This is a genomic window from Saccharopolyspora karakumensis, assembly GCF_004349225.1.
In the GTDB taxonomy this organism is placed as follows: Bacteria; Actinomycetota; Actinomycetes; order Mycobacteriales; family Pseudonocardiaceae; genus Saccharopolyspora; species Saccharopolyspora endophytica.
Genome location: NZ_SMLA01000013.1, coordinates 71,125 through 89,459, shown reverse-complemented (window position 1 = coordinate 89,459; position 18,335 = coordinate 71,125). Strand labels below are relative to the sequence as shown.

Here is an 18,335-nt window from a genome sequence, read left to right as displayed (position 1 = left end):
ACCCGAGGCCTGGTCTTGGCCGCGATCACCGTCCGGCATCATGTTGGGCTGACGTCACGATGGGGGAGGACGCATGCAGTCGCGCCCAAAGCTGAAACCGGCTGGAAAGGCCGTCCTCACAGGCACCGTTGCCATCGCGACGGGAACGGCCGCGGTTGCCGCGGTTCAGTTGCTCTCCGGTGAAGGCGATTGGGATCTCGTGCTTGCGCTGCTCGGCATCCTCGTGCCGCTTGCGGCCGGGTCGTACGAGTTCTGGATTCGCCCATCGCGGCCTGAGCTTGAGCAGCCTGTGTATGACCGGATCCGGGCCAGCCGAGACGAGTTCGCACAGGTTTCCGAACAACTGCACGACCTGGTCCAGCGATCCCAACATCTCGTGCGTGAGCTCGACGACGAACTGGCCGAACGGGATCGCCAGATCGCCGAGCGTGATAGCGAGCTCAAACGGTTGGAAGCCGCCAAACGACTGGAACCGGAGCAGCTCGTGCTGCTGCGACACCTACTCGACAACAGCCAGCAAGAAGCCGCACAGCGAAGCCGTGGCCGCGATATTCGTTTCCTGGTCTACGGAGCGGTGACCGGGGCACTGCTGGGCATCCCGGGCAACTGGATCGCCAGCTGGGTGCAGCCCTTGTTGTTCGGCTGAGCCCGTCGAGCAGCTCGGTGGCGTGGGCGTGCCGGAGCGCGCCAAGACCCGCACCGAGCATGTGCGGCTGGCCGCCGAGTATCTGGGCTGGCGGCCAGCGGGGCCGCTGGAGTTCTCAGTCGGTTGGGCTTTCCGATACGGACCTGATGCCAGAGAATATCCGTTGTGACAAGAACCGATGTGAGCTTCTCTGTTGGCGATGAGACTTGCGCGGGCTGGCTCTACCGACCGGCAAATGGGTCAGGCCGCTAGTCAGCCGATCATCGTGATGGCCCACGGTCTGGCCGGGGTGAAGGAGCAGCGCCTCGATGCCTTCGCGGAGCGGTTTCAAGCAGCAGGCTACGCGTGCCTGGTATTCGACTACCGGCATTTCGGTGCAAGTAGCGGTGAACCCCGTCAGCTGCTCGATATCAAACGCCAACTCGAGGACTGGACGGCGGCGGTGGCCTACGCACGTACTCTCGACGACGTCGATGCCGACCGGGTCGTGGTGTGGGGCAGTTCCTTCGGCGGAGGTCACGCCATCATCACCGCCGCCCGCGACTGTCGCATCGCGGCCGCGATCGTGCAGTGTCCGTTCACCAACGGCGTCGCCTCCACGCTGGCCATACCGCCGGTGACCTCGGTCAAACTGACCCTGTGGGCGCTGCGAGATCAGCTCGGCGCGCTCACCGGCGCAGCCCCGGTGAGAGTTGCGGCCTACGGGCCGCCGGGGTCGACCGCGCTGATGTCCTCGCCCGACGCCGAGCCCGGCGTGCGGGCAATGACCCCCGACGATGTGGGTGTCGCCAAGGAAGTCGCGTCGCGTTTCGCGCTGCAGATCGTCCGGCACTTTCCCGGCCGTCACGCCCGACGGGTCAGCTGCCCGATTCTGTTCGTCATCTGCGAAACCGACGCGGTCGCGCCTGCGGGACCGACCCGCCGCTACGCCGCGCAAGCACCGCGCGGCGAGGTCAAGCTCACCACCGCGGGACACTTCGAGATCTACGTCGGTGAGCACTTCGAGCAGACCGTCACCGATCAGCTCGCTTTCCTGGCCCACCATGTACCGGTCACCTCCTGAACCCAGCACCAATAGGGTTCTGTTCGGTTCGTATCCACCAGCGAGGCGCAGCGTTTCGCGCGGACCGGCATTTGGGCCGGGCCCGCCCACGCCCCGGTGGTCCGCCCTTGGGCTGCGACATCGCCGAGGAGCACCGAAACGGCCCTCACAGGGCGACGAAATCGACTTGGCCTAGCCCTTCACTCCCGCTGGCGGCTCTGCGAAAACGTCTCCGAGCCCACGCTGGGCAACTCCACGGCCAGTACACGTCTACAACCGGACCCGATGGGGCTGCCGGTGGTGCGCGACAAGGGGCATCGACTACACCGCACCTTCCATGGTCTACCTGACCACTCATGCAGCTCGGAGCGCATAAGGTCGGTACCTGCAACGTCGCCAACCGTGAGCGACGGCTGACTGCCCACGTCAAGGAAGGCTGGCAGGTTGTCCACACGCTGAGCAATGCCCACCGGAGACCACGCCCGCCGCGTCGAGCAGAACGTTCTCACCGGGCTCGCCGCCCGCGGTATCGGCCCTACCTCACGATCGAGCTCATGCCCCAAGGCGGCTACACCGAAACCGTCGACGCCGAGGCCATCGACATCCCCGCCCTCTGGCGCCTGATCACCAGCGTGAGGGCGAGCTCGTAGCGGGGACATTCCCGCAGGACGCGATCAACCAAGAAGCCGCCGAAGCCCGCACCGCACCGAACGGCGACCAGGAACGACGAAGGCTTAGCGCTGTTCTCCGTTCCGATGTTCCTCAGCCCCCGATCCATCCCGCGGCTCGCCCGAGCAGGGTTTCCTCGCTGTCACGGTGATCGTGGCCATACCCAAATCGAGAAAACCCGGTTGCGACAACCGGTCGATCACGTCGGCGACCTCCTCCTCGCGAACATAGGGAAGTTCGGCGATGGCCGGCTTCAGATGCTCGAGAGTCAATCGCCAGAAGGTGCACGCCGGTGTGCCAAGCGTGATGGTCGGGCACGTGACCTGCATGCTGATGTCAGCCAGGCCGAGGCTGGCCGATTTGATGGGCAAGTTCAATGCGCAGTCGGTGCAGTCCGTACCGAGGCGTTGTGCCAATACCTCCAGCGCCCCCAAGGAAACGCGCCGGTAGGCGTCGTCCCGTGCTGAGTGCAGCGGGAACAACGCCGGTTCTTCCAGTACGAGCCATCCTCCTGGACTCAGCCATCGTGTTGTGGCGGAGTGGACGTAGTCGCGTTCCGGCAGGTGGCACAGCAGGTATCGGGCATGAATGAGGTCCCATGAGCCGTCGGGGAACGAGTCTTGTGTGACGTCGTGGCAGAGGAACCGCAGGTTGTCGTGTCCCCGCGGGTCGAGAAAGCGCAGGCTTCGGTCAGTTCCTGTCACGTGAACGGAGGGGTGGCGTTCTGCCATCCAACGGGCGACTGAGCCATTTCCGGCTCCCAGTTCCAGCCACTGCGGGCCAACCTCACTTGGGAGGGACTCCAGCACGGACAGCGTTACAGGATCGAGCGCGTCGCTCAGCGCCTGCAGGCGTTCGTATTCGTTGGCGTCGGCATGGCTGAAGATCGTCTCGCCATACCCCTCGTCTGGAGTGCTCATCGCGGTCACCTCGGATCCCCGGAAGTCGAGGAGCTTGGACGGGCAGGGGTCGTCGCCAGTGGGGAGAGCGGCGTCAATGACGGCGATTCGCGTTCTGGTGTTCGCGGCGTCCACGCAGTAGCGAAGCCTGATCTCGGTGGACACGCCTTGGGCGGCGCCCACTCGCAGGGTGCGGTCGAGCGAGTCCGTGTGGGCGTTGGTGGCGGCGGTGAGTGCTTCGATAGAGCGGGGCGGTTCGTGAGGTGGTCGGCTACGTTTAGCTTTGCGGCTACGCGCAACGCTGCGGCGTAGGTGTAGCCCGTCGAGTTGTTAATCAAAGCCAGCGCCGGGTCCACGAGGTCCCTTCCGGTTGTTGGCGATACCACTGGACGGAACCAGAGGGTCCTTTTGCTTCGGTACCGCTGGTCGGGTTGGGGCTCTGACGATCCGTTCGTGCCAAATGCTGATCAGCTACGGCGTGCTATAGCTCAGCTCGCCTTGCAGCGCGTGCATGCCATCGCTGAGGACCCCAGCGCTGGACGCGCACCTCGGCAGGCGATGCGACCGGTATTTGAGGGACTTGATCATTGGGTCGCATGGCCAGTGATACGGCGCCCACGGCGCCGCCGTGTTCGCAGGGCGTGCCGCCCGTGGACGGGTGATCGGGCGGGTGAGTGCATGGGCCACTCCAGTCGGTGTTGAGCACTAGCCGGCCCCGGTGTGTCGCCGGGGTCGGGTAGGGATGCCTTAGTGCCGGTGGGGGCGTCGCAGCCGGCCTGGTGGGATCGGAGCCAGTGGTCGGCTCCGTCGTGGTGGCCGGTGGTGTGCAGGAATCCGGCCAGCACGTTGACTTCGATGTAGGTCAGGAAGATGGCGAGGTCGTCGGCGAGCATCCCGTCGTCGAAGACCTCGGCCAGGATCTCGCCAAGGCCGTAGTAAGAGGGCACCGCAATCGGGATGGTCACGGGGTTCTCCTAGCGGGAACACCCATGCGGGTGCGTGAAGGACGCGTGGGTGGCGTGATGCAGGGCCAGGGCACAGCCTGTTTCCGGGGCTATGCGGTGTTGGGTCCCAGATGCAGTTGGGGCGGTGCGTAGCTGCCCGAGACGGGTTAGCCGTCGTGCCATCCGCGGCACTCGATGGTCCCGAGAATCCGTCCGGAGACGGCGAGCTTGTCGCGGGCCTCGGCTTCGGCGTCATCGATGCTGCTGCCGTACAGCTTCTCCCGGTGTTCCTGGTCGTCGTCGATATCCACCGTTGTGTCAGGAAAAGCCTGCTGCCACATGCGGAACATCAGTCCAGTCGCGGTGGTGTTGAGCGATGCGATCTGGCTGGCGTGGCCGAACGCGAGGACGATTTCGGCGGCGGTGCCGGGCCGGGTGTCGTCGCCTTGGGCGACGCGGTCGGGGAGTTCGCGGGCATGGCCGCGGTGGACAAACTCCGTACGCATCCGATCAGTTGAGACTCGCGGGACGCCGTGCCTGGTCTGCTCGCTGCGCACGTGTCCGCCCAGCGCCGGTCCTGCCGGCGGCCAGGGTGGTGGACACGGCGTGCGAGTACAGCCGTCCGGCGCGGTAGGAGGACCGCACCAGCGGCCCCGCCAGCACCCCTGCCAAGCCGGTTTCGGTGGCGAATCGGGAGTGTTCGGCGAATTCTTCCGGTTTGACCCAGCGTTCGACGGGGTGGTGTTTGGCGGATGGCCGCAGGTATTGGGTGATCGTGAGGAGGTCGCAGCCGGCCATGTGCAGGTCGGTGATGGTGGCCTGAACTTCCTCCGGGGTTTCACCCATGCCGAGGATGAGGTTGGACTTGGTGACCAGGCCGTGCTCCCGCGCGGCGCTGAGCACGTCCAAGGACCGCTGGTAGCGGAACGCGGGGCGAATTCGTTTGAAGACCCGTGGCACGGTCTCGACGTTGTGCGCGAGCACCTCTGGTTCGGAGTCGAAGACCTCCTTCAGCAGTCCGGGATCGCCGCCGAAGTCGGGGATGAGGTTCTCGACGCCGGTGCCGGGGTTGAGCGCGTGGATCTGGCGGACCGTCTCGGCGTAGAGCCAGGCACCGCCGTCGTCGAGGTCGTCGCGGGCAACACCGGTGATGGTGGCGTAGCGAAGGCGCATGGTCCGCACGCTCTGGGCGACCCGATGCGGTTCGTCGCGGTCCAGTCCGAGGGGTTTGCCGGTGTCGATCTGGCAGAAGTCGCAGCGGCGGGTGCACTGGTCTCCTCCGATGAGGAAGGTGGCCTCGCGGTCCTCCCAGCATTCGAAGATGTTCGGGCAGCCTGCTTCTTCGCAGACGGTGTGCAGTCCCTCGCGTCGAACGAGGTCCTTGAGCTCGGTGTAGTGCGGGCCGGTCCGGGCGCGGGTGCGGATCCAGTCCGGCTTCGGTTCGCTCGGCGTTCGCGCGTTGCGGGCCTCGACGCGCAGCAGTCGGCGTCCCTCGGGCGCGACCGTCATGTTCTACTTCCCTCGCTGGAATCCGGGTCCGCGGGGCGTGTCAGGCCACGCGGACCCGGAGGTCATCAGGTGTTGAGCGGGCGGCCGAGCGCGGCGAGCACCGACTCGTGCATGGCCTCCGACAGGGTCGGGTGGGCGAAGACGACCTCGGCGAGGTCGTCGGCTGTGGCCTCCAAGGACCGGGCGATGCCGAAGCCCTGGACCTGTTCGGTGACCTCGGGGCCGACCATGTGCGCTCCCAGCAGTTCGCCGCTGGTGGCGTCGAAGATCGTCTTGACGAAGCCCTCGGGTTCGCCGAGGGCCAGCGCCTTGCCCGATGCGGTCAGGTCGAAGCGCCCGACGCGCAGCTCCCGGCCGGTGGCCGCGGCTTGCGCTTCGGTCAGTCCGAGGCTGGCAACCTGTGGGCGGGCGTAGGTGCAGCCGGGCACGTAGTCGTGGTCGAGCGGTGCGACGTGCCCGACTCCGGCGAGCTTTTCCACGCACAGCACCCCTTCGTGGCTGGCTTTGTGGGCCAGGCACGGGGCTCCCGCGACGTCTCCGATCGCGTACAGGCCGAAGACGTTGGTGCGGCACCACTGGTCGGTTCGCACGAAACCGCCGTCCAGCTCGACCCCGAGCTCCTCCAGGCCGAGGCCTTCGACGTTGGCCTGCACACCCGCCGCCACCAGCACCCGGTCGACGGTGATCGGGTCGCCGTCCAGAGTCGCGGTCACCCCTTCCGTGCCGACGTCGATCTCGGAGACCGAGGTCGAGGTGTGCACGCGGATTCCGCGCTTCTCGAACCGCGTGCGCACGTGGTCGGCGACCTCGGCGTCCTCGGCGGGCATGATCTGCGGCGCCAGCTCGACGAGGGTGACCTCGCTTCCCAGGTCGGCGTAGAGGCTGGCGAACTCGACGCCGATGGCTCCGGATCCGACGATCAGCAGGGACTTCGGCAGTTCCGCGGGGACCAGCGCGTCGAAGTAGGTCCACACCCGGTCGCCGTCGGGAATCACGCCCGGCACCGGCAGCGGGCGTGCACCGGTGGCCAGGATGACGTGATCGGCGCGGTACTCCGCACCGTCGACATCGACGACACCCTTGCCTGTCAACCGGGCGGAACCGGTGATGACATCGACGCCGTTCTTGCGCATCAGGTAGCCGACGCCGTCGGAGAGCCGCTCGGACACAGATCGGCTGAACTCCACCAGTCCCGCCATGTCGAAATCCACGCCGGTCGCGCTGAAACCCAGCGGCTTGAGATTCGCCAGGGTGTGTGCGACGTCGGCGCCGTGCAGCAGCGCCTTGGTCGGGATGCAGCCCCAGTTCAGGCAGATCCCGCCGAGCCGGTCGCGCTCGACGACCGCGGTGCGCAAACCGAGCTGCGCAGCGCGGATCGCCGCCACGTAACCACCGGGCCCGGCTCCGATGACGAGCACGTCGTACTTCTCGCTCATGGACACTCCTTAGACCAGCATCAGGGCCGGTGACTCGACGAATCGCTTCAACTCGGCCAGGAAACTGGCGCCCAGCGCGCCGTCGATCACCCGGTGGTCACAGGAAAGCGTGACCGTCAGGACCGTGCGCGGGACGACCTCGCCGTTCGCGACGACCGGTCGCTGGGTGCCCGCTCCGACCGCGAGGATCGCCACCTGCGGCGGATTGATGATCGCGTCGAACGCGCGCACGCCGTGCATGCCGAGGTTGGACACCGTGAACGTGCCGCCCTGGAATTCCTCTGGTGCGAGCGTGCCGCTCTTGGCCTTGGTGACCAACGAGTGCACCTCCTCGGAAACCGATGCCAAAGAGCGGGTGTCGGTCTTGCGGACGATCGGCGTGATCAGCCCGGAGGGCAGGGCGACCGCCACGGAGACATCGGCGTGGGTGTAGCGGCGCACCAACTGGGTCTGCTCGTCGAATTGCACGTTGACCTCAGGCACCCTGAGCAACGCCGCCCCGCAAGCCTTGACGATGAAGTCGTTCACCGACAGCTTCACCGACGGCACCGTGGCGTTGATCTGCTTGCGCAACGCGAGCAAATCGTCGATCTCGAGGTCAGCGGTGAGCCGGAAGTGCGGGGCACCGCGCTTCGACGCTTGCAGCCGCTGCCCGATCGCCTTGCGCATCGAGTCGAACGCCACGGTTTCGAACTCCACCGGGGTCTCGGCGTCGCTCGAGGCTTCGGCGCTTGTCGTGACCAAGCCGAATTTCCGCTCGGCCTCGCGGACGTCGGCCTCGCAGACCCGTCCGCGTGAACCGGTCGCCCGGCAGTCGTGCAGGTTGATGCCGAGATTGCCGGCCAGCCTGCGGGCGACCGGGGTCGCATCGACCTCGCTGTCGTCCTGTAGCGTGCGGCCCGGCATCTTGGGACGATCCGGGGGAGCGGGTGCCGCGATCGAGCCGCCGGCCGAGCGGACCGCTGCGTGCACGTCCTCCACCGAGACCCGACCGGCACGGCCGGTTCCAGTGATCTTGCCCAGGTCGATCGTGAGCTTCTCCGCCAGTTTGAGCGCGTGCGGAGTCACGAAGACCTCACCACTGGTCTCACCCTGCAAGGACTCCGGTACGAGAGTGGAGCCCGACGACGTCCCAGGCTTCGGGGCAGGAGCCGCCGCCGGGGTCGCAGCCGCTTCCGGAGCGTCGGCTTCGGCCGGGGCGGTGACTTCGGCCGGCACTGGGGTCGCCCGGCGGGACGACAAGAACTCCTCGATCTCGGCGTCGGACACGGTTTCGGCCGCCGACACCGCCAGAACCCCACCCACCGGCAGCGTCTCGCCGGGCTGGGCGACGATCCGCCGCAGCAGCCCGTCGAACGGTGCCTCGAGCTCGTTGGTGATCTTGCTGGTCTCGACCTCGCAGAGCAGGTCGCCCTTGCGGAAGCTGGTCCCCTCCGACACGCGCCACACGGTGACGGTGCCCTCCTCCATCGACAGTCCCCACTTGGGGACCTCGATCGCGTTGATCTCGCTCATGATCAGGCCGTCACCACCTTGCGCACTGCGTCCTCGATCCGCGCGGCGTCGGGCAGCCAAGCGTTCTCCAGCTTCGGCGAGAACGGCACCGGCGTGTGCGGCGGCGTCACCAGTTCGATGGGGGCGCTCAGCGAACCGAGCGCCTTCGTGGCGATCAGCGCGGCGACGTCGTGGCCGAACCCGCACCGCGCGGCCGACTCGTCGACGATCACAACCCGGCCGGTGGCAGCCACCGACTCCAGCACGCCCTCCTCGTCCAGCGGCGACACCGTGCGCGGGTCGACCACCTCCACGGAGATCCCCTCGGCGGCGAGCTTGTCGGCCGCGTCGTTGGCGGCGTTGACCATCGCCGACAACGCGATCACCGTGACGTCGGTGCCCTGACGGGTGTAGTTGGCGACGCCGAACGGGATCGTGAACGGCTCGTCGGGAACCTCGCCCTTGGTGTCGTAGAGAGTCTTGTGCTCGCAGAAGACGACCGGGTCGTCATCGCGGATCGCCTGGATCAGCAACCCCTTCGCATCGTGCGGGTTCGAGGGCGCGACGACCTTGAGACCGGGCACCGCGGCGAAGACGTTGTACGGCGACTGCGAGTGCTGGGCGGCGGCGTTGAACCCGGCGCCGATCATCCCGCGCACCACCAGAGGGGTGCGCGCCTTGCCGCCGAACATGTACCGGAACTTGGCCGCCTGGTTGTACAGCGCGTCGTAGCAGACCCCGAAGAAGTCCATGAACATCAGTTCCGCGACCGGCCGCAGACCGGTCAGCGCCGCGCCGGCCGCCATCCCGATGATCGCCGACTCGGTGATCGGGGTGTCGATGACCCGCTTTGAGCCGAACTCGCCCCACAGGCCCTTGGTGACGCCGAGAACGCCACCGAAGGCCTCGATCTTCTTCGTTTCCAGATCCGGATTGGTTCCGGCGTGGCCCCCACGCAGATCCTCACCGATCTGCACCACGGTGGCGTCGCGCTGCATTTCCTGGGCCAGCGCGTCCTTGACCGCTTCGCGGTAGGTCTTCTTCGACGAAGTCATGATTTCCGTTCCCTCAGTACGACACGTAGACGTCGGTCAGCAGGTTCTCGACCTCCGGGTATGCGGCCGCGCGGGCCTTGGCCACGGCGTCGTCCACCCGGAGCCGGGCTTCCTCTTCGATCGAGTCGAGTTCCTTCGCACTGGCCTTCCTGGAATCGACCTTCGCGCGGAAGTTCAACAGCGGGTCCTTGGTGCGGCGCAACTCCGCGACCTGCTCGGGCGTGCGGTAGAGCTGGGCGTCACCCTCGAAATGGCCGAACCAGCGGTGCGCCCGTGCCTCGATCGCGGTCGGGCCGCCACCGTCGCGGGCGCGTTCGACCGCCTGCCGGGCCGCCTCGTGGACCTCGAAGAAGTCGGTCCCGTCGACCGACACGCCGGGCATCCCGAAGGAGGCGGCGCGCGCGGCGATGTCCGGGGCGCCGACCGCGTAGTCGGTGCCGGTGGCCTCGCCGAACCCGTTGTTCTCGATGACGAACACGATCGGCAGTTGCAGCACGACCGCCATGTTCATCGCCTCGAAGACGGTGCCCTGATTCGAGCCGCCGTCACCGGTGAACGACGCCGCCACACCGCCGGTGCCCAGCGTCTTCGAGCTCAGCGCAGCACCGATGGCCAGGGACGGTGCGCCACCGACGATCGCGTTGGCACCCAGCATGCCCACCGACAGGTCGGCGATGTGCATCGAGCCGCCCTTGCCGCGGCAGAGCCCGTCCTCCTTGCCGAAGATCTCGGCCATCATCCCGTGGATGTCACAGCCCTTGGCGATGCAGTGCCCGTGCCCCCGGTGGGTGGAACCGATGTGGTCGGTGTCGCGGAGGTTCTCGCACACCCCGACCGCGATCGCTTCCTGCCCCGAATAGAGGTGGATGAACCCGGGAATGTCGCCGGTCGCGTTCTCCTCGTGAAGACGGTCCTCGAACGCTCGAATCTCGGCCATTTTCCGATACGCGCCCAGCAGTGCCTGCTTGTTCAGCGCCATGTTGCTCCTCTTCGCCGCCGTTGGGACGCCAAAGGTATGGAGGATTCGTGAGCGGTCACCAGCGTTGCATCAGGTTGCATGGGAGCCGGAATTGTCGCTCCGAAAGGAGCACATCGATTCAGGAGGAAGAGATGACATGCAACCCGTTGCAACCCTTGCCGAGGAGCCGGCGCGAAAAGTTCGCTGTGGTGGTGTCACCTCCCCGACACATCGCGGTCACCTGCGAGGGCGCACGGGTCGAGGTGGGGAATTCCGTCGACGGATGCGGGGAGGTCGGCTCCAGCAGCGCTTCGATCGGCGTGAGGGCATCGCGGTCCTCCGACTGCCAGGTTCGGCGGGTCCGCGAGCGACGGGCGAGACCGACTGACAGGAGTTGCCGATGAAGACCGACCGTCTCGAAACCGCCGTGCCCGCCGGGGTGGACCTGCACCAGTACACCCGGTCCTTGGTCCGGGTTCACGAGGCGATGCTCTCCGGCCAGCAGCCGCCTGTGCAGCCGAGGCCGCTGATCCGCCAATCGTGGGGACGAGCACGTACCCAAGGCGTCGACCCCGACCGCGGCGGAGACTGCCGGCAGGCTTCCGCCGGCGAGATCGAGCAGCGTCGCGCCACCTGCGGTCTCACCGAAGAGGCGCTGCGCGCACTGCGCACCGGACTGGTGCCTGCGGCTCAGAGCGCCGGCCACATCGTGGTCATCGTGGACGCCGACGGCCGCGTTCTGTGGCGCGATGGACACCCCGCGGTGTTCCGGCTCGCCGATCGGCTGGGCTTCGTCGAGGGAGCGAGCTGGGCTGAACATGCGGTCGGAACCAACGCCATCGGCACCGCACTGGTCGAAGACCGGCCCGTGCAGATCCACTCGGCGGAGCACTTCGTCCGCGCCCACCACACCTGGACCTGCTCCGCAGCACCCATCCACGACGCCGCTGACGGGCGGTTGCTGGGCGCCGTCGACATCAGCGGCCCCGCCGACACCGTGCACCCCAGCACGCTCGCGCTGGTGCACGCCGTTGCCGGGCTCGCCGAAGCCCGCCTGCGCGAAGCTCACCGCACCCGCCTCGACCGGCTGCGCGCGATCGCGGCGCCGCTCCTGGCGAAGGTCGACGGGCAGGCGTTGGTGACCGACCGCCACGGTTGGGTCGCCGCATCCACCGGGCTGCCGCCGATCGACCGCGTGGTGCTGACGGAACGCGCTGACGCCGAGCAGGTGTGGCTGCCCGCGTTCGGGGCCTGCTCGCTCGAGCCGCTGCCCGAGGGAGTCCTGCTGCGTCCACGAGGGGAGCGGTCGGTGGCCGGAACCCGGCTGGTGCTCGACCTCGGCTCCGTTCGGCCCACGCTGACCGTGCATCGGGAGAGCGGCACCTGGACCTATCCGCTGAGCGGCAGGCACGCCGACATCCTGGCCCACCTGGCCGCGAACCGGTCGGGCAGCAGCGCTGCCGACCTCGCTGAGCACCTTTTCGCGGACGGCACCAGAACCACCACCGTCCGCGCGGAGATGTCCCGCCTGCGCAAGCGGTTCTCCGACCTGCTCGACCACCGGCCGTACCGCTTCCTGCCAGACCTGGACATCACCGTCGCGGCGTGAGGCGTCAGGCCGACAGGCACGTTCGATCCAGCACCCACGCGGTGCTGGGTGGCGTCCCGCACGCCTCCGAGGCACCTTCACCCCACGGCATGGCCGGTTCCTGCCCCAGGTGGAACCGCAGGATCCCGGCCCTCGACAGCGGCTTGTTCAGCCCGCTGACCACATGAGAGGAGTTCGACATGACGGACACCATGCAGGCGGCGGTCTACCGAGGACGACGCAGTCTGAGCGTCAACGAGGTGCCGGTGCCGGCTGCCCGGTACGGCGAGGTTCTCGTGGAAGTCGGGTTCAACGGGATTTGTGGGACGGACCTGCACGAGTTCTTCGCGGGGCCGATCTTCGTCCCTGACGGCGTCCCGCACCCCTTGACCGACAAGGCGATGCCGCTGGTCATGGGCCACGAGTTCGCCGGCACGATCCGCGAAGTCGGCGCCGGTGTGACGGGCTGGTCAGCAGGAGACCGGGTGGCCGTCGAGCCGGTCTACCGGTGCGGCGAGTGCGCTGCGTGCAGGGCGGGCCACTACAACATCTGCCAGAAGATCGGCTTTCACGGGCTGATGTCCGACGGGGGCATGGCCCGGTACACGACGGTGCCGGACTACATGCTGCACCGGCTGCCCGACTCGGTGTCGCTGGAGCTGGGCGCACTGGTAGAGCCGATGTCGGTCGCCTACCACGCGACGACATTGGCCGACCTGAACCCCGGTGACACCGCGTTGGTGTTCGGTGCCGGTCCGATCGGCATCGGTGTCTTCCAAGCGCTGCGGGGGCAGGGAATCGAGAACACGCTGGTGGTCGAGCCTTCGGCGACGCGGCGCGCGGCGATCGAGCGGCTCGGTGCCCGCACCGTCGACCCCGCGGACGTGGACGTGGCCGCGCTGGTCGCCGATGAGACCCGAGGGGCGATGGCGGACGCGGCTTTCGATGCGGCAGGGGTCGCGGCTGCGGTGGGAACCGCGCTCGGGGCGATCGGCGCCCGACGTCCCCTGGTGGCTGTCGCCATCTACGAAACGCCGCTCGAAACCCCGCTGCTGGAGCTGGTCATGCACGAATCACGCATCCAGGGGTCGCTGTGCTACACGAGCTCGGATTTCGAAGCGGTCATCGCCTTGATGGCCGAGGGCAAGTACGACACCACGGGCTGGGTGGAGTCGATCGCGATCGGCGACGTCGTCGCGGAAGGTTTCGAATCGCTCCACCGGGGCGAGAAGATGAAAGTGCTCGTCGACCCGACCCGGTGACCGTCGGGACAGCGTTCCACGGCTGGGAGCGCGACGCTCGACGCCCGCCGGGCCCGATGTGGATGCGTAGCAGTTGAGCGGCTGCTCGGCCGGGGCGTCGGCACTTCCTGCGCGGGTGAGTCGTGGGTACGGCAGCAAGCCGGATCGACGAGCATCGGAGGAGTCCGTCATGAGCCTCATCGGCACCGTGCTGGGGTACGTCGTGACGGCGTACCTGCTGCTGCTCATCGCTCGAATGGTGCTGGATTGGGCTCGGGCACCGACCGAGGGGCCGCCCTGGGTGAGGCGCGCTCGTGCGCTGACCCACGCCGGGACCGAGCCGGTGATCGCGCCGGTGCGGCGGGTGCGCGTCGGCGAGATCTCGATCGACCTGGCCTTCACCGCTGTGTTCGTGGTCGTGCTGATCCTGCGTTCGGTGGCCTTCGGCCTGTAGCGGTGTTCAAGGCCTTGCTCGCTCGTCCTGGAGGTCAGGACGGCTGGCAGCGGGGGCACCAGACGGTGCTGCGCCCTGCGATCTTGCTCCGGCTCAGAGGTGTCGAACACCGCGGGCATCGGGCGTCGTGCTCGTCCCGGTGTCCGGTCAGCCAGGACGGGCGGTCGGGAACGTGCCCGACGCGGGACGAGCTGCGCAGCACCGAGCCCAGTCGGGCGTGCAGTCTCGCCCAGTGCGCCGCCTCCAGGTCGGTGGTGCTCAGCGTCGGCGCCAGCCGCGAGCGCCACAGGATCTCGTCCACGCACAGGTTGCCCAGGCCCGCCACGACGGTCTGGTCCATCAGCGCGGGCTTGATCCGGCGTGCCGTGCGGGTCAGCCTCGCGCGCAGGTCGCGGCGGCTCACCCCGGCGGCGTCGGGACCCAGGCCCCCGAGCAGTTCCTCGACCTCGGAGCGCTCGGTCGCCAACCGCAGTCCGGTGAGCTTGCGCATGTCCCGGTAGCGCAACGCACCGTCGCGGAACTCGAAGACGACGCGATCGTGCCGGTGATCGGCTTGCTCGCCCGGGGTCCACACGAAGGCGCCGGTCATGCCGAAATGCGCCAGCAGCTGCGGAAAACCGGACCGGTTGCGGGTCGGAACGAGAAGCCACTTGCCGCACCTGCTCGGCTCCGCGATCACCCGGCCCTGGAGAGCACGTGCGAACTCCTCCGGCGAGGTGCGCACGACGCCCGCGTCGAGCACGCGCACCGCCGCGACTTTCGAGCCCACGACGTGGTCGGCGACCACGCGGCGAAATCCTTCGACGTCGGGCAGCTCCGGCATGGCCTCACCTACGGGTGGTCGTCGCCCGGGGTGTGCGGATCGCTTCCCTGCCCGAAGGTCGCCAAGCGCTCGACCAAGGCGTCGTCATCGGGATCCAGGGGCATCGGCTGCTCGACGTGGCCGGTGCGGTCTCCGGTGGCGAGCACGCCCAACCACCCCGCCGCCTCGTCCGGATCGGGGAGCAGCGAAGCCGCATCGGCCTCCTGCCCGACGCGGTAGTAGCGGCGGCCCTCCTCGTTGAAGCTCCAGCCGAGGTACGGCGTCCACTCCACGGGTATCTCCGGCGCGCCGCTGACCACGATCTCGACGGTCATCCGCTGCCGGTTCAGGCGGGCCGTGTCCAGTTCGATCTCCATCGCCCGGGCGGCCGTGCGCACGGCGTCCAGGTAACCGGCCATCGCATCCACGGTGCCGAGCCGCCCCTCGGTGCGGTCGCGCACGTGCCTGTCCAACGGGTCACCGTTCATCGCCGCGCTCCACCAACCTTCACAGGCGGGGGATCAGCACCCGCCCGACTCACCTCGGTGTTCCCGCCACCCGCTGGTCGCAAAACCCGAGCAACCCGAGGCTTCGCCGGCATCGGCGCTCTCCTGCTTCTGCCGCGCGATCGGGTTCACGCGATCGGCTGGGACCGCCGCTTGTGGTCGTCGTCCTGGTGGATGTCGTGGGTGCTGGTCAACCGGGCGCGGATCTGCTGGCCCTGTTCCCGGGCGGCTCCGGTGGTGTCGAACGGTGTTGCCATGACCAGCGCTGCGGCTCCTTGTGTCCAGGTCTGGTCGTCCGAGCGGTCCACTTCGACGGGGATGTGGTTGCGGAGGGCGGGCAGGTGGGCGCGCAGTGCGGGTTCGAAGCCCGGGCGCCAGTGCTGCCAGCCAGTGATTCCCTCGCCGTAGATCGCCACCGTTTCGGGGTCGACGATGTTGACCAGGCCGGCAACCGATCGTCCGAGGACCTCTCCAGCGTTGCGGAGGATCGCTTGTGCTGTTCGATCTCCCCGGTCCGCGGCGGTGTGGAGATCGGAGATGGTCTCGTCGGCGGTCAGAACACCCTGGTGGCGTGCTGCGGAGACGAGCGCGCGATCGCCGACGATCGCTTCGAGGCAACCGCGGTTGCCGCACACGCATTCCGGGCCGTTCGGATCGACCGGCGCGTGGCCGAGTTCGCCGGCGTCTCCGTGCGCGCCTCGGTACACCACATCATTGGTCACGATCGCCGCCCCGATGCCGGCTCCGATGGTGACGATCAGGAAGTCGCGGTGGTGGCGGCCTCTGCCGTAGAGGCAGTCAGCGGCGGCGAGTGCGTTGACGTCGTTGTCCACCAGCACGGGCAGCCCGAGGCTGGTTCGCAGTCGTCGTCCGAGCGGTAGGCCGCGCCATCCCAGGATGTCTGCGTTCACGACGCCCTCGGCGGGATCGTGGACCCCGCCGGGTACGCCGAGTCCGATTCCCAGGATCGAGCTGCTGTCCCCGTCGATCACGGCTGCGAGTGTGTCGGTGAGGTGGCCGAGCGCGTCCGCGGAAGCGGGATCGAAATCGTGGACCGAAAGATCGCGCACGGTCCCGTCGAGTTCCACGTCGGAGATGGCGAGGCGATCCGGCGCTATCTTGACTCCCAACGCGCGCTTGGGTGCACCGGCCAGGCCGAGCAGCTGCGCGGGTCTGCCACCGCGCGAGGGAGCTGAGGCGAGTTCTTCGAGCAGGCCGTGGGAGATCAATTCCTTGGTCACCTGGGTCACGGTCGCCGGGCTGAGACCCAGCCGCTGCGCGATCTCGGTCCGGCTCAAGGAACCGGACGTCCCTGCCAGGGCGAGAACGGCCGCGCGGTGGTGGTCTGTCGACGGTGAGGCCACCAAGCAACCCCTTTCGCTGTTTCGGAACGAAGTCCCAGACTAGGCGCCGGCCCCAGAAGGGTCAACGCGGGGCTCTGTTGTCGCCGACTGGCGCTGTGAACTGCGATTAGTGCTGAGGCGGCGGAGGGTGCGGTGGCGTTCGAACTAGGTCGACCTCGCCCCTTGACGTGGCTGGCGCCACAGCTTACCTTTCTACGCACTTAAATTAATTACGAAGAAACCCGCCGAGGGCTTCGGTGTTCCCAGCTCAGCGCCACCCCCTCGCACTGGTTGGCCGTTCCCGGCTTCTCAACGATCTTGAGGTTGCCGCGGCATCGCCCCATCACGGCGGACGGCCGCACGGCCGCAACACCGTCTCTGCAGCTCTTGACTTGGCTCGCGCTGCCAGTCGGAGGTCGAACAAAGGAGATCGACGTGAAATTGAGACGCGCTACGACTTTATCGATCATGATCTCGTCGTTGCTGCTCGCCGCCGCGTGCGGCAATGGTTCCCAGAGCTCGCAGCAGTCCGACAAGCTTGAAGGCCGAGGGCCGATCACCTTCGCGACCGGCAAGGACGACGGCTCCGGGCTCAACCCGAGGATCGTCGAGGAGTGGAACCGGACGCATCCGCAGGAACCTGTCCGGCTGATCGAGCTGCCGGCCTCGGGTGACGAGCAGCGCCAGCAGATGATTCAGAACGCGCAGACCGAGTCGGACGCGTTCACGGTGCTGGACCTGGACAACGTGTGGATGTCGGAGTTCGCTGCCCACCGGTGGATCTCGCCGCTGCCCAAGGAGCAGTTCGACACCTCGACGTTCTTGCGTCCGAACCTGGAGACCGCCGAGTACCGCGGCCGGCTGTTCGCCGTTCCGCACGGTTCCGACGGGGCGATGCTGTACTTCCGCAAGGACCTCCTGACCAAGGCAGGCGTTGCTCCACCGAAGACCTGGTCGGAGATGCAGCAGGCGTGCGAGAAGGTGCTCGCGCTGCCCGAGGCGGCCGGAATGTCCTGCTACACCGGTCAGTTCGAGAAGTACGAGGGCATGGTCGCGAACTTCGCTGAAGCGGTGCACAGCGCTGGTGGCGAGATCGTCGGCGCTGACGGCAAGCCGCACGTCAACACGCCGGAAGCCAAGCGAGGTCTGGACTTCCTGGTCGAGGGGTTCCGGTCGGGCATGATCCCCAAGGAAGCGATCGCCTTCAAGGAAGCGGAGTCGCGCAACGCCTTCCAGGACGGCCAGCTCGTCTTCACGCGCTGGTGGCCCGCCCAGTGGGCAAGCCTGAGCAAGACCGACGGCTCGTCCCCGGTGGCCGGCAAGTTCGACGTCGCCCCGTTGCCAGGGCTGTCGGGCCCGGGTGTGTCGAGCCTGGGCGGCCACAACCTGGCGATTTCGGCCTACGGCAAGAACAAGGCGACTGCGCTGGACTTCATCAAGTTCCGCACCAGCGAGCAGCAGCAGAAGTTCGCCTTGGATGTCGGGGCGTCGGCGCCCTCGCTCGCCGCGGTCTACGACGACCCGGCGCTGCAGGTGAAATACCCCTACCTGCCGGTGCTGAAGGATTCGATCGCCAACGCCGAGCCGCGCCCGCGAGTCATCAACTACGGAGAAGTGACTCAGGCGATCCAGGACGAAGCGTATAGCGCGCTGGCCGGCGCCAAGAGCTCTCAGCAGGCGCTCGCCGACATGCAGAGCCGGCTGGAGCAGCTGAGAAAGCCGTGAACCACGAGCGCTTAGATGCGAGGG

At 67.7% G+C, this 18,335-nt stretch carries 17 protein-coding genes and 1 pseudogene; 6 read left to right on the top strand and 12 right to left on the bottom strand.

What is annotated here, in order from left to right; translation table 11 throughout:
- Nucleotides 1-73 precede the first annotated feature (73 nt).
- Together E1202_RS11975 and E1202_RS11970 are read left to right on the top strand one after the other, a co-directional pair.
- The gene (locus tag E1202_RS11975; RefSeq protein WP_132682971.1) at nt 74-646 is read left to right on the top strand and encodes a hypothetical protein; all 573 of its coding nucleotides are present in this window, start codon (nt 74-76) and stop codon (nt 644-646) included.
- 199 nt (nt 647-845) lie between these two features.
- Nucleotides 846-1,709, top strand: a complete 864-nt coding sequence (locus tag E1202_RS11970) for an alpha/beta hydrolase (protein ID WP_328590974.1) — start codon at nt 846-848, stop codon at nt 1,707-1,709.
- A gap of 713 nt (nt 1,710-2,422) precedes the next feature.
- Here E1202_RS11970 and E1202_RS11965 read toward each other — a convergent pair.
- From E1202_RS11965 to E1202_RS11930, 8 genes and pseudogenes are all read right to left on the bottom strand, one after another.
- Nucleotides 2,423-3,421 carry a class I SAM-dependent methyltransferase gene (locus E1202_RS11965; protein ID WP_207918580.1) on the bottom strand — a complete coding sequence of 333 codons (999 nt, stop codon included), beginning with the start codon at nt 3,419-3,421 and terminating at the stop codon, nt 2,423-2,425.
- A gap of 419 nt (nt 3,422-3,840) precedes the next feature.
- A complete protein-coding gene (locus E1202_RS11960; RefSeq protein WP_132682969.1) occupies nt 3,841-4,221 on the bottom strand; it encodes a hypothetical protein in 381 nt (126 codons plus the stop codon).
- 146 nt (nt 4,222-4,367) lie between these two features.
- Complete coding sequence (locus E1202_RS11955; RefSeq protein WP_132682967.1) at nt 4,368-4,706, bottom strand: hypothetical protein; 339 nt, start codon at nt 4,704-4,706, stop codon at nt 4,368-4,370.
- Between the two features lie 97 nt (nt 4,707-4,803).
- Nucleotides 4,804-5,709 (bottom strand): annotated as a pseudogene (lipA, locus tag E1202_RS11950) (lipoyl synthase); the annotation flags it as partial.
- Nucleotides 5,710-5,774: 65 nt separating this feature from the next.
- Nucleotides 5,775-7,145 (bottom strand): dihydrolipoyl dehydrogenase, encoded by a 1,371-nt coding sequence (gene lpdA / locus E1202_RS11945; RefSeq protein ID WP_132682963.1) that lies wholly within the window; start codon nt 7,143-7,145, stop codon nt 5,775-5,777.
- A gap of 9 nt (nt 7,146-7,154) precedes the next feature.
- Entirely contained in the window at nt 7,155-8,660 is a 1,506-nt protein-coding gene (locus tag E1202_RS11940) for a 2-oxo acid dehydrogenase subunit E2 (RefSeq protein ID WP_132682962.1), read from the bottom strand.
- A gap of 2 nt (nt 8,661-8,662) precedes the next feature.
- Entirely contained in the window at nt 8,663-9,694 is a 1,032-nt protein-coding gene (locus tag E1202_RS11935; RefSeq protein ID WP_132682960.1) for an alpha-ketoacid dehydrogenase subunit beta, read from the bottom strand.
- 13 nt (nt 9,695-9,707) lie between these two features.
- Complete coding sequence (locus E1202_RS11930; protein WP_132682959.1) at nt 9,708-10,673, bottom strand: thiamine pyrophosphate-dependent dehydrogenase E1 component subunit alpha; 966 nt, start codon at nt 10,671-10,673, stop codon at nt 9,708-9,710.
- Between the two features lie 379 nt (nt 10,674-11,052).
- Between E1202_RS11930 and E1202_RS11925 the strand changes: the two genes are divergently transcribed.
- Complete coding sequence (locus tag E1202_RS11925; RefSeq protein WP_132682957.1) at nt 11,053-12,261, top strand: helix-turn-helix domain-containing protein; 1,209 nt, start codon at nt 11,053-11,055, stop codon at nt 12,259-12,261.
- Between the two features lie 4 nt (nt 12,262-12,265).
- Here E1202_RS11925 and E1202_RS31410 read toward each other — a convergent pair whose 3' ends face one another.
- Nucleotides 12,266-12,442 carry a hypothetical protein gene (locus E1202_RS31410; RefSeq protein WP_165943833.1) on the bottom strand — a complete coding sequence of 59 codons (177 nt, stop codon included), beginning with the start codon at nt 12,440-12,442 and terminating at the stop codon, nt 12,266-12,268.
- Here E1202_RS31410 and E1202_RS11915 point away from each other — a divergent pair.
- A complete protein-coding gene (locus tag E1202_RS11915; protein WP_235878101.1) occupies nt 12,441-13,502 on the top strand; it encodes a 2,3-butanediol dehydrogenase in 1,062 nt (353 codons plus the stop codon). The genes E1202_RS31410 and E1202_RS11915 overlap by 2 nt on opposite strands.
- 169 nt (nt 13,503-13,671) lie before the next feature.
- Nucleotides 13,672-13,935 carry a YggT family protein gene (locus E1202_RS11910; RefSeq protein ID WP_132682955.1) on the top strand — a complete coding sequence of 88 codons (264 nt, stop codon included), beginning with the start codon at nt 13,672-13,674 and terminating at the stop codon, nt 13,933-13,935.
- A gap of 34 nt (nt 13,936-13,969) precedes the next feature.
- Here the strand turns inward: E1202_RS11910 and E1202_RS11905 are convergent, their stop codons facing one another.
- The 3 genes from E1202_RS11905 to E1202_RS11895 all read right to left on the bottom strand — a co-directional run bounded on the left by E1202_RS11905 (nt 13,970) and on the right by E1202_RS11895 (nt 16,607).
- Nucleotides 13,970-14,758: an Fpg/Nei family DNA glycosylase gene (locus E1202_RS11905; protein WP_132682953.1), complete on the bottom strand. Its 789-nt coding sequence runs from the start codon at nt 14,756-14,758 to the stop codon at nt 13,970-13,972.
- Nucleotides 14,759-14,766: 8 nt separating this feature from the next.
- Nucleotides 14,767-15,225 (bottom strand): hypothetical protein, encoded by a 459-nt coding sequence (locus E1202_RS11900; RefSeq protein WP_132682952.1) that lies wholly within the window; start codon nt 15,223-15,225, stop codon nt 14,767-14,769.
- 146 nt (nt 15,226-15,371) lie between these two features.
- Entirely contained in the window at nt 15,372-16,607 is a 1,236-nt protein-coding gene (locus tag E1202_RS11895) for an ROK family transcriptional regulator (RefSeq protein WP_132682950.1), read from the bottom strand.
- 270 nt (nt 16,608-16,877) lie between these two features.
- Here E1202_RS11895 and E1202_RS11890 point away from each other — a divergent pair, with 270 nt between their 5' ends.
- The gene (locus tag E1202_RS11890) at nt 16,878-18,311 is read left to right on the top strand and encodes an ABC transporter substrate-binding protein (RefSeq protein ID WP_235878089.1); all 1,434 of its coding nucleotides are present in this window, start codon (nt 16,878-16,880) and stop codon (nt 18,309-18,311) included.
- The last annotated feature ends 24 nt before the right edge of the window (nt 18,312-18,335 follow it).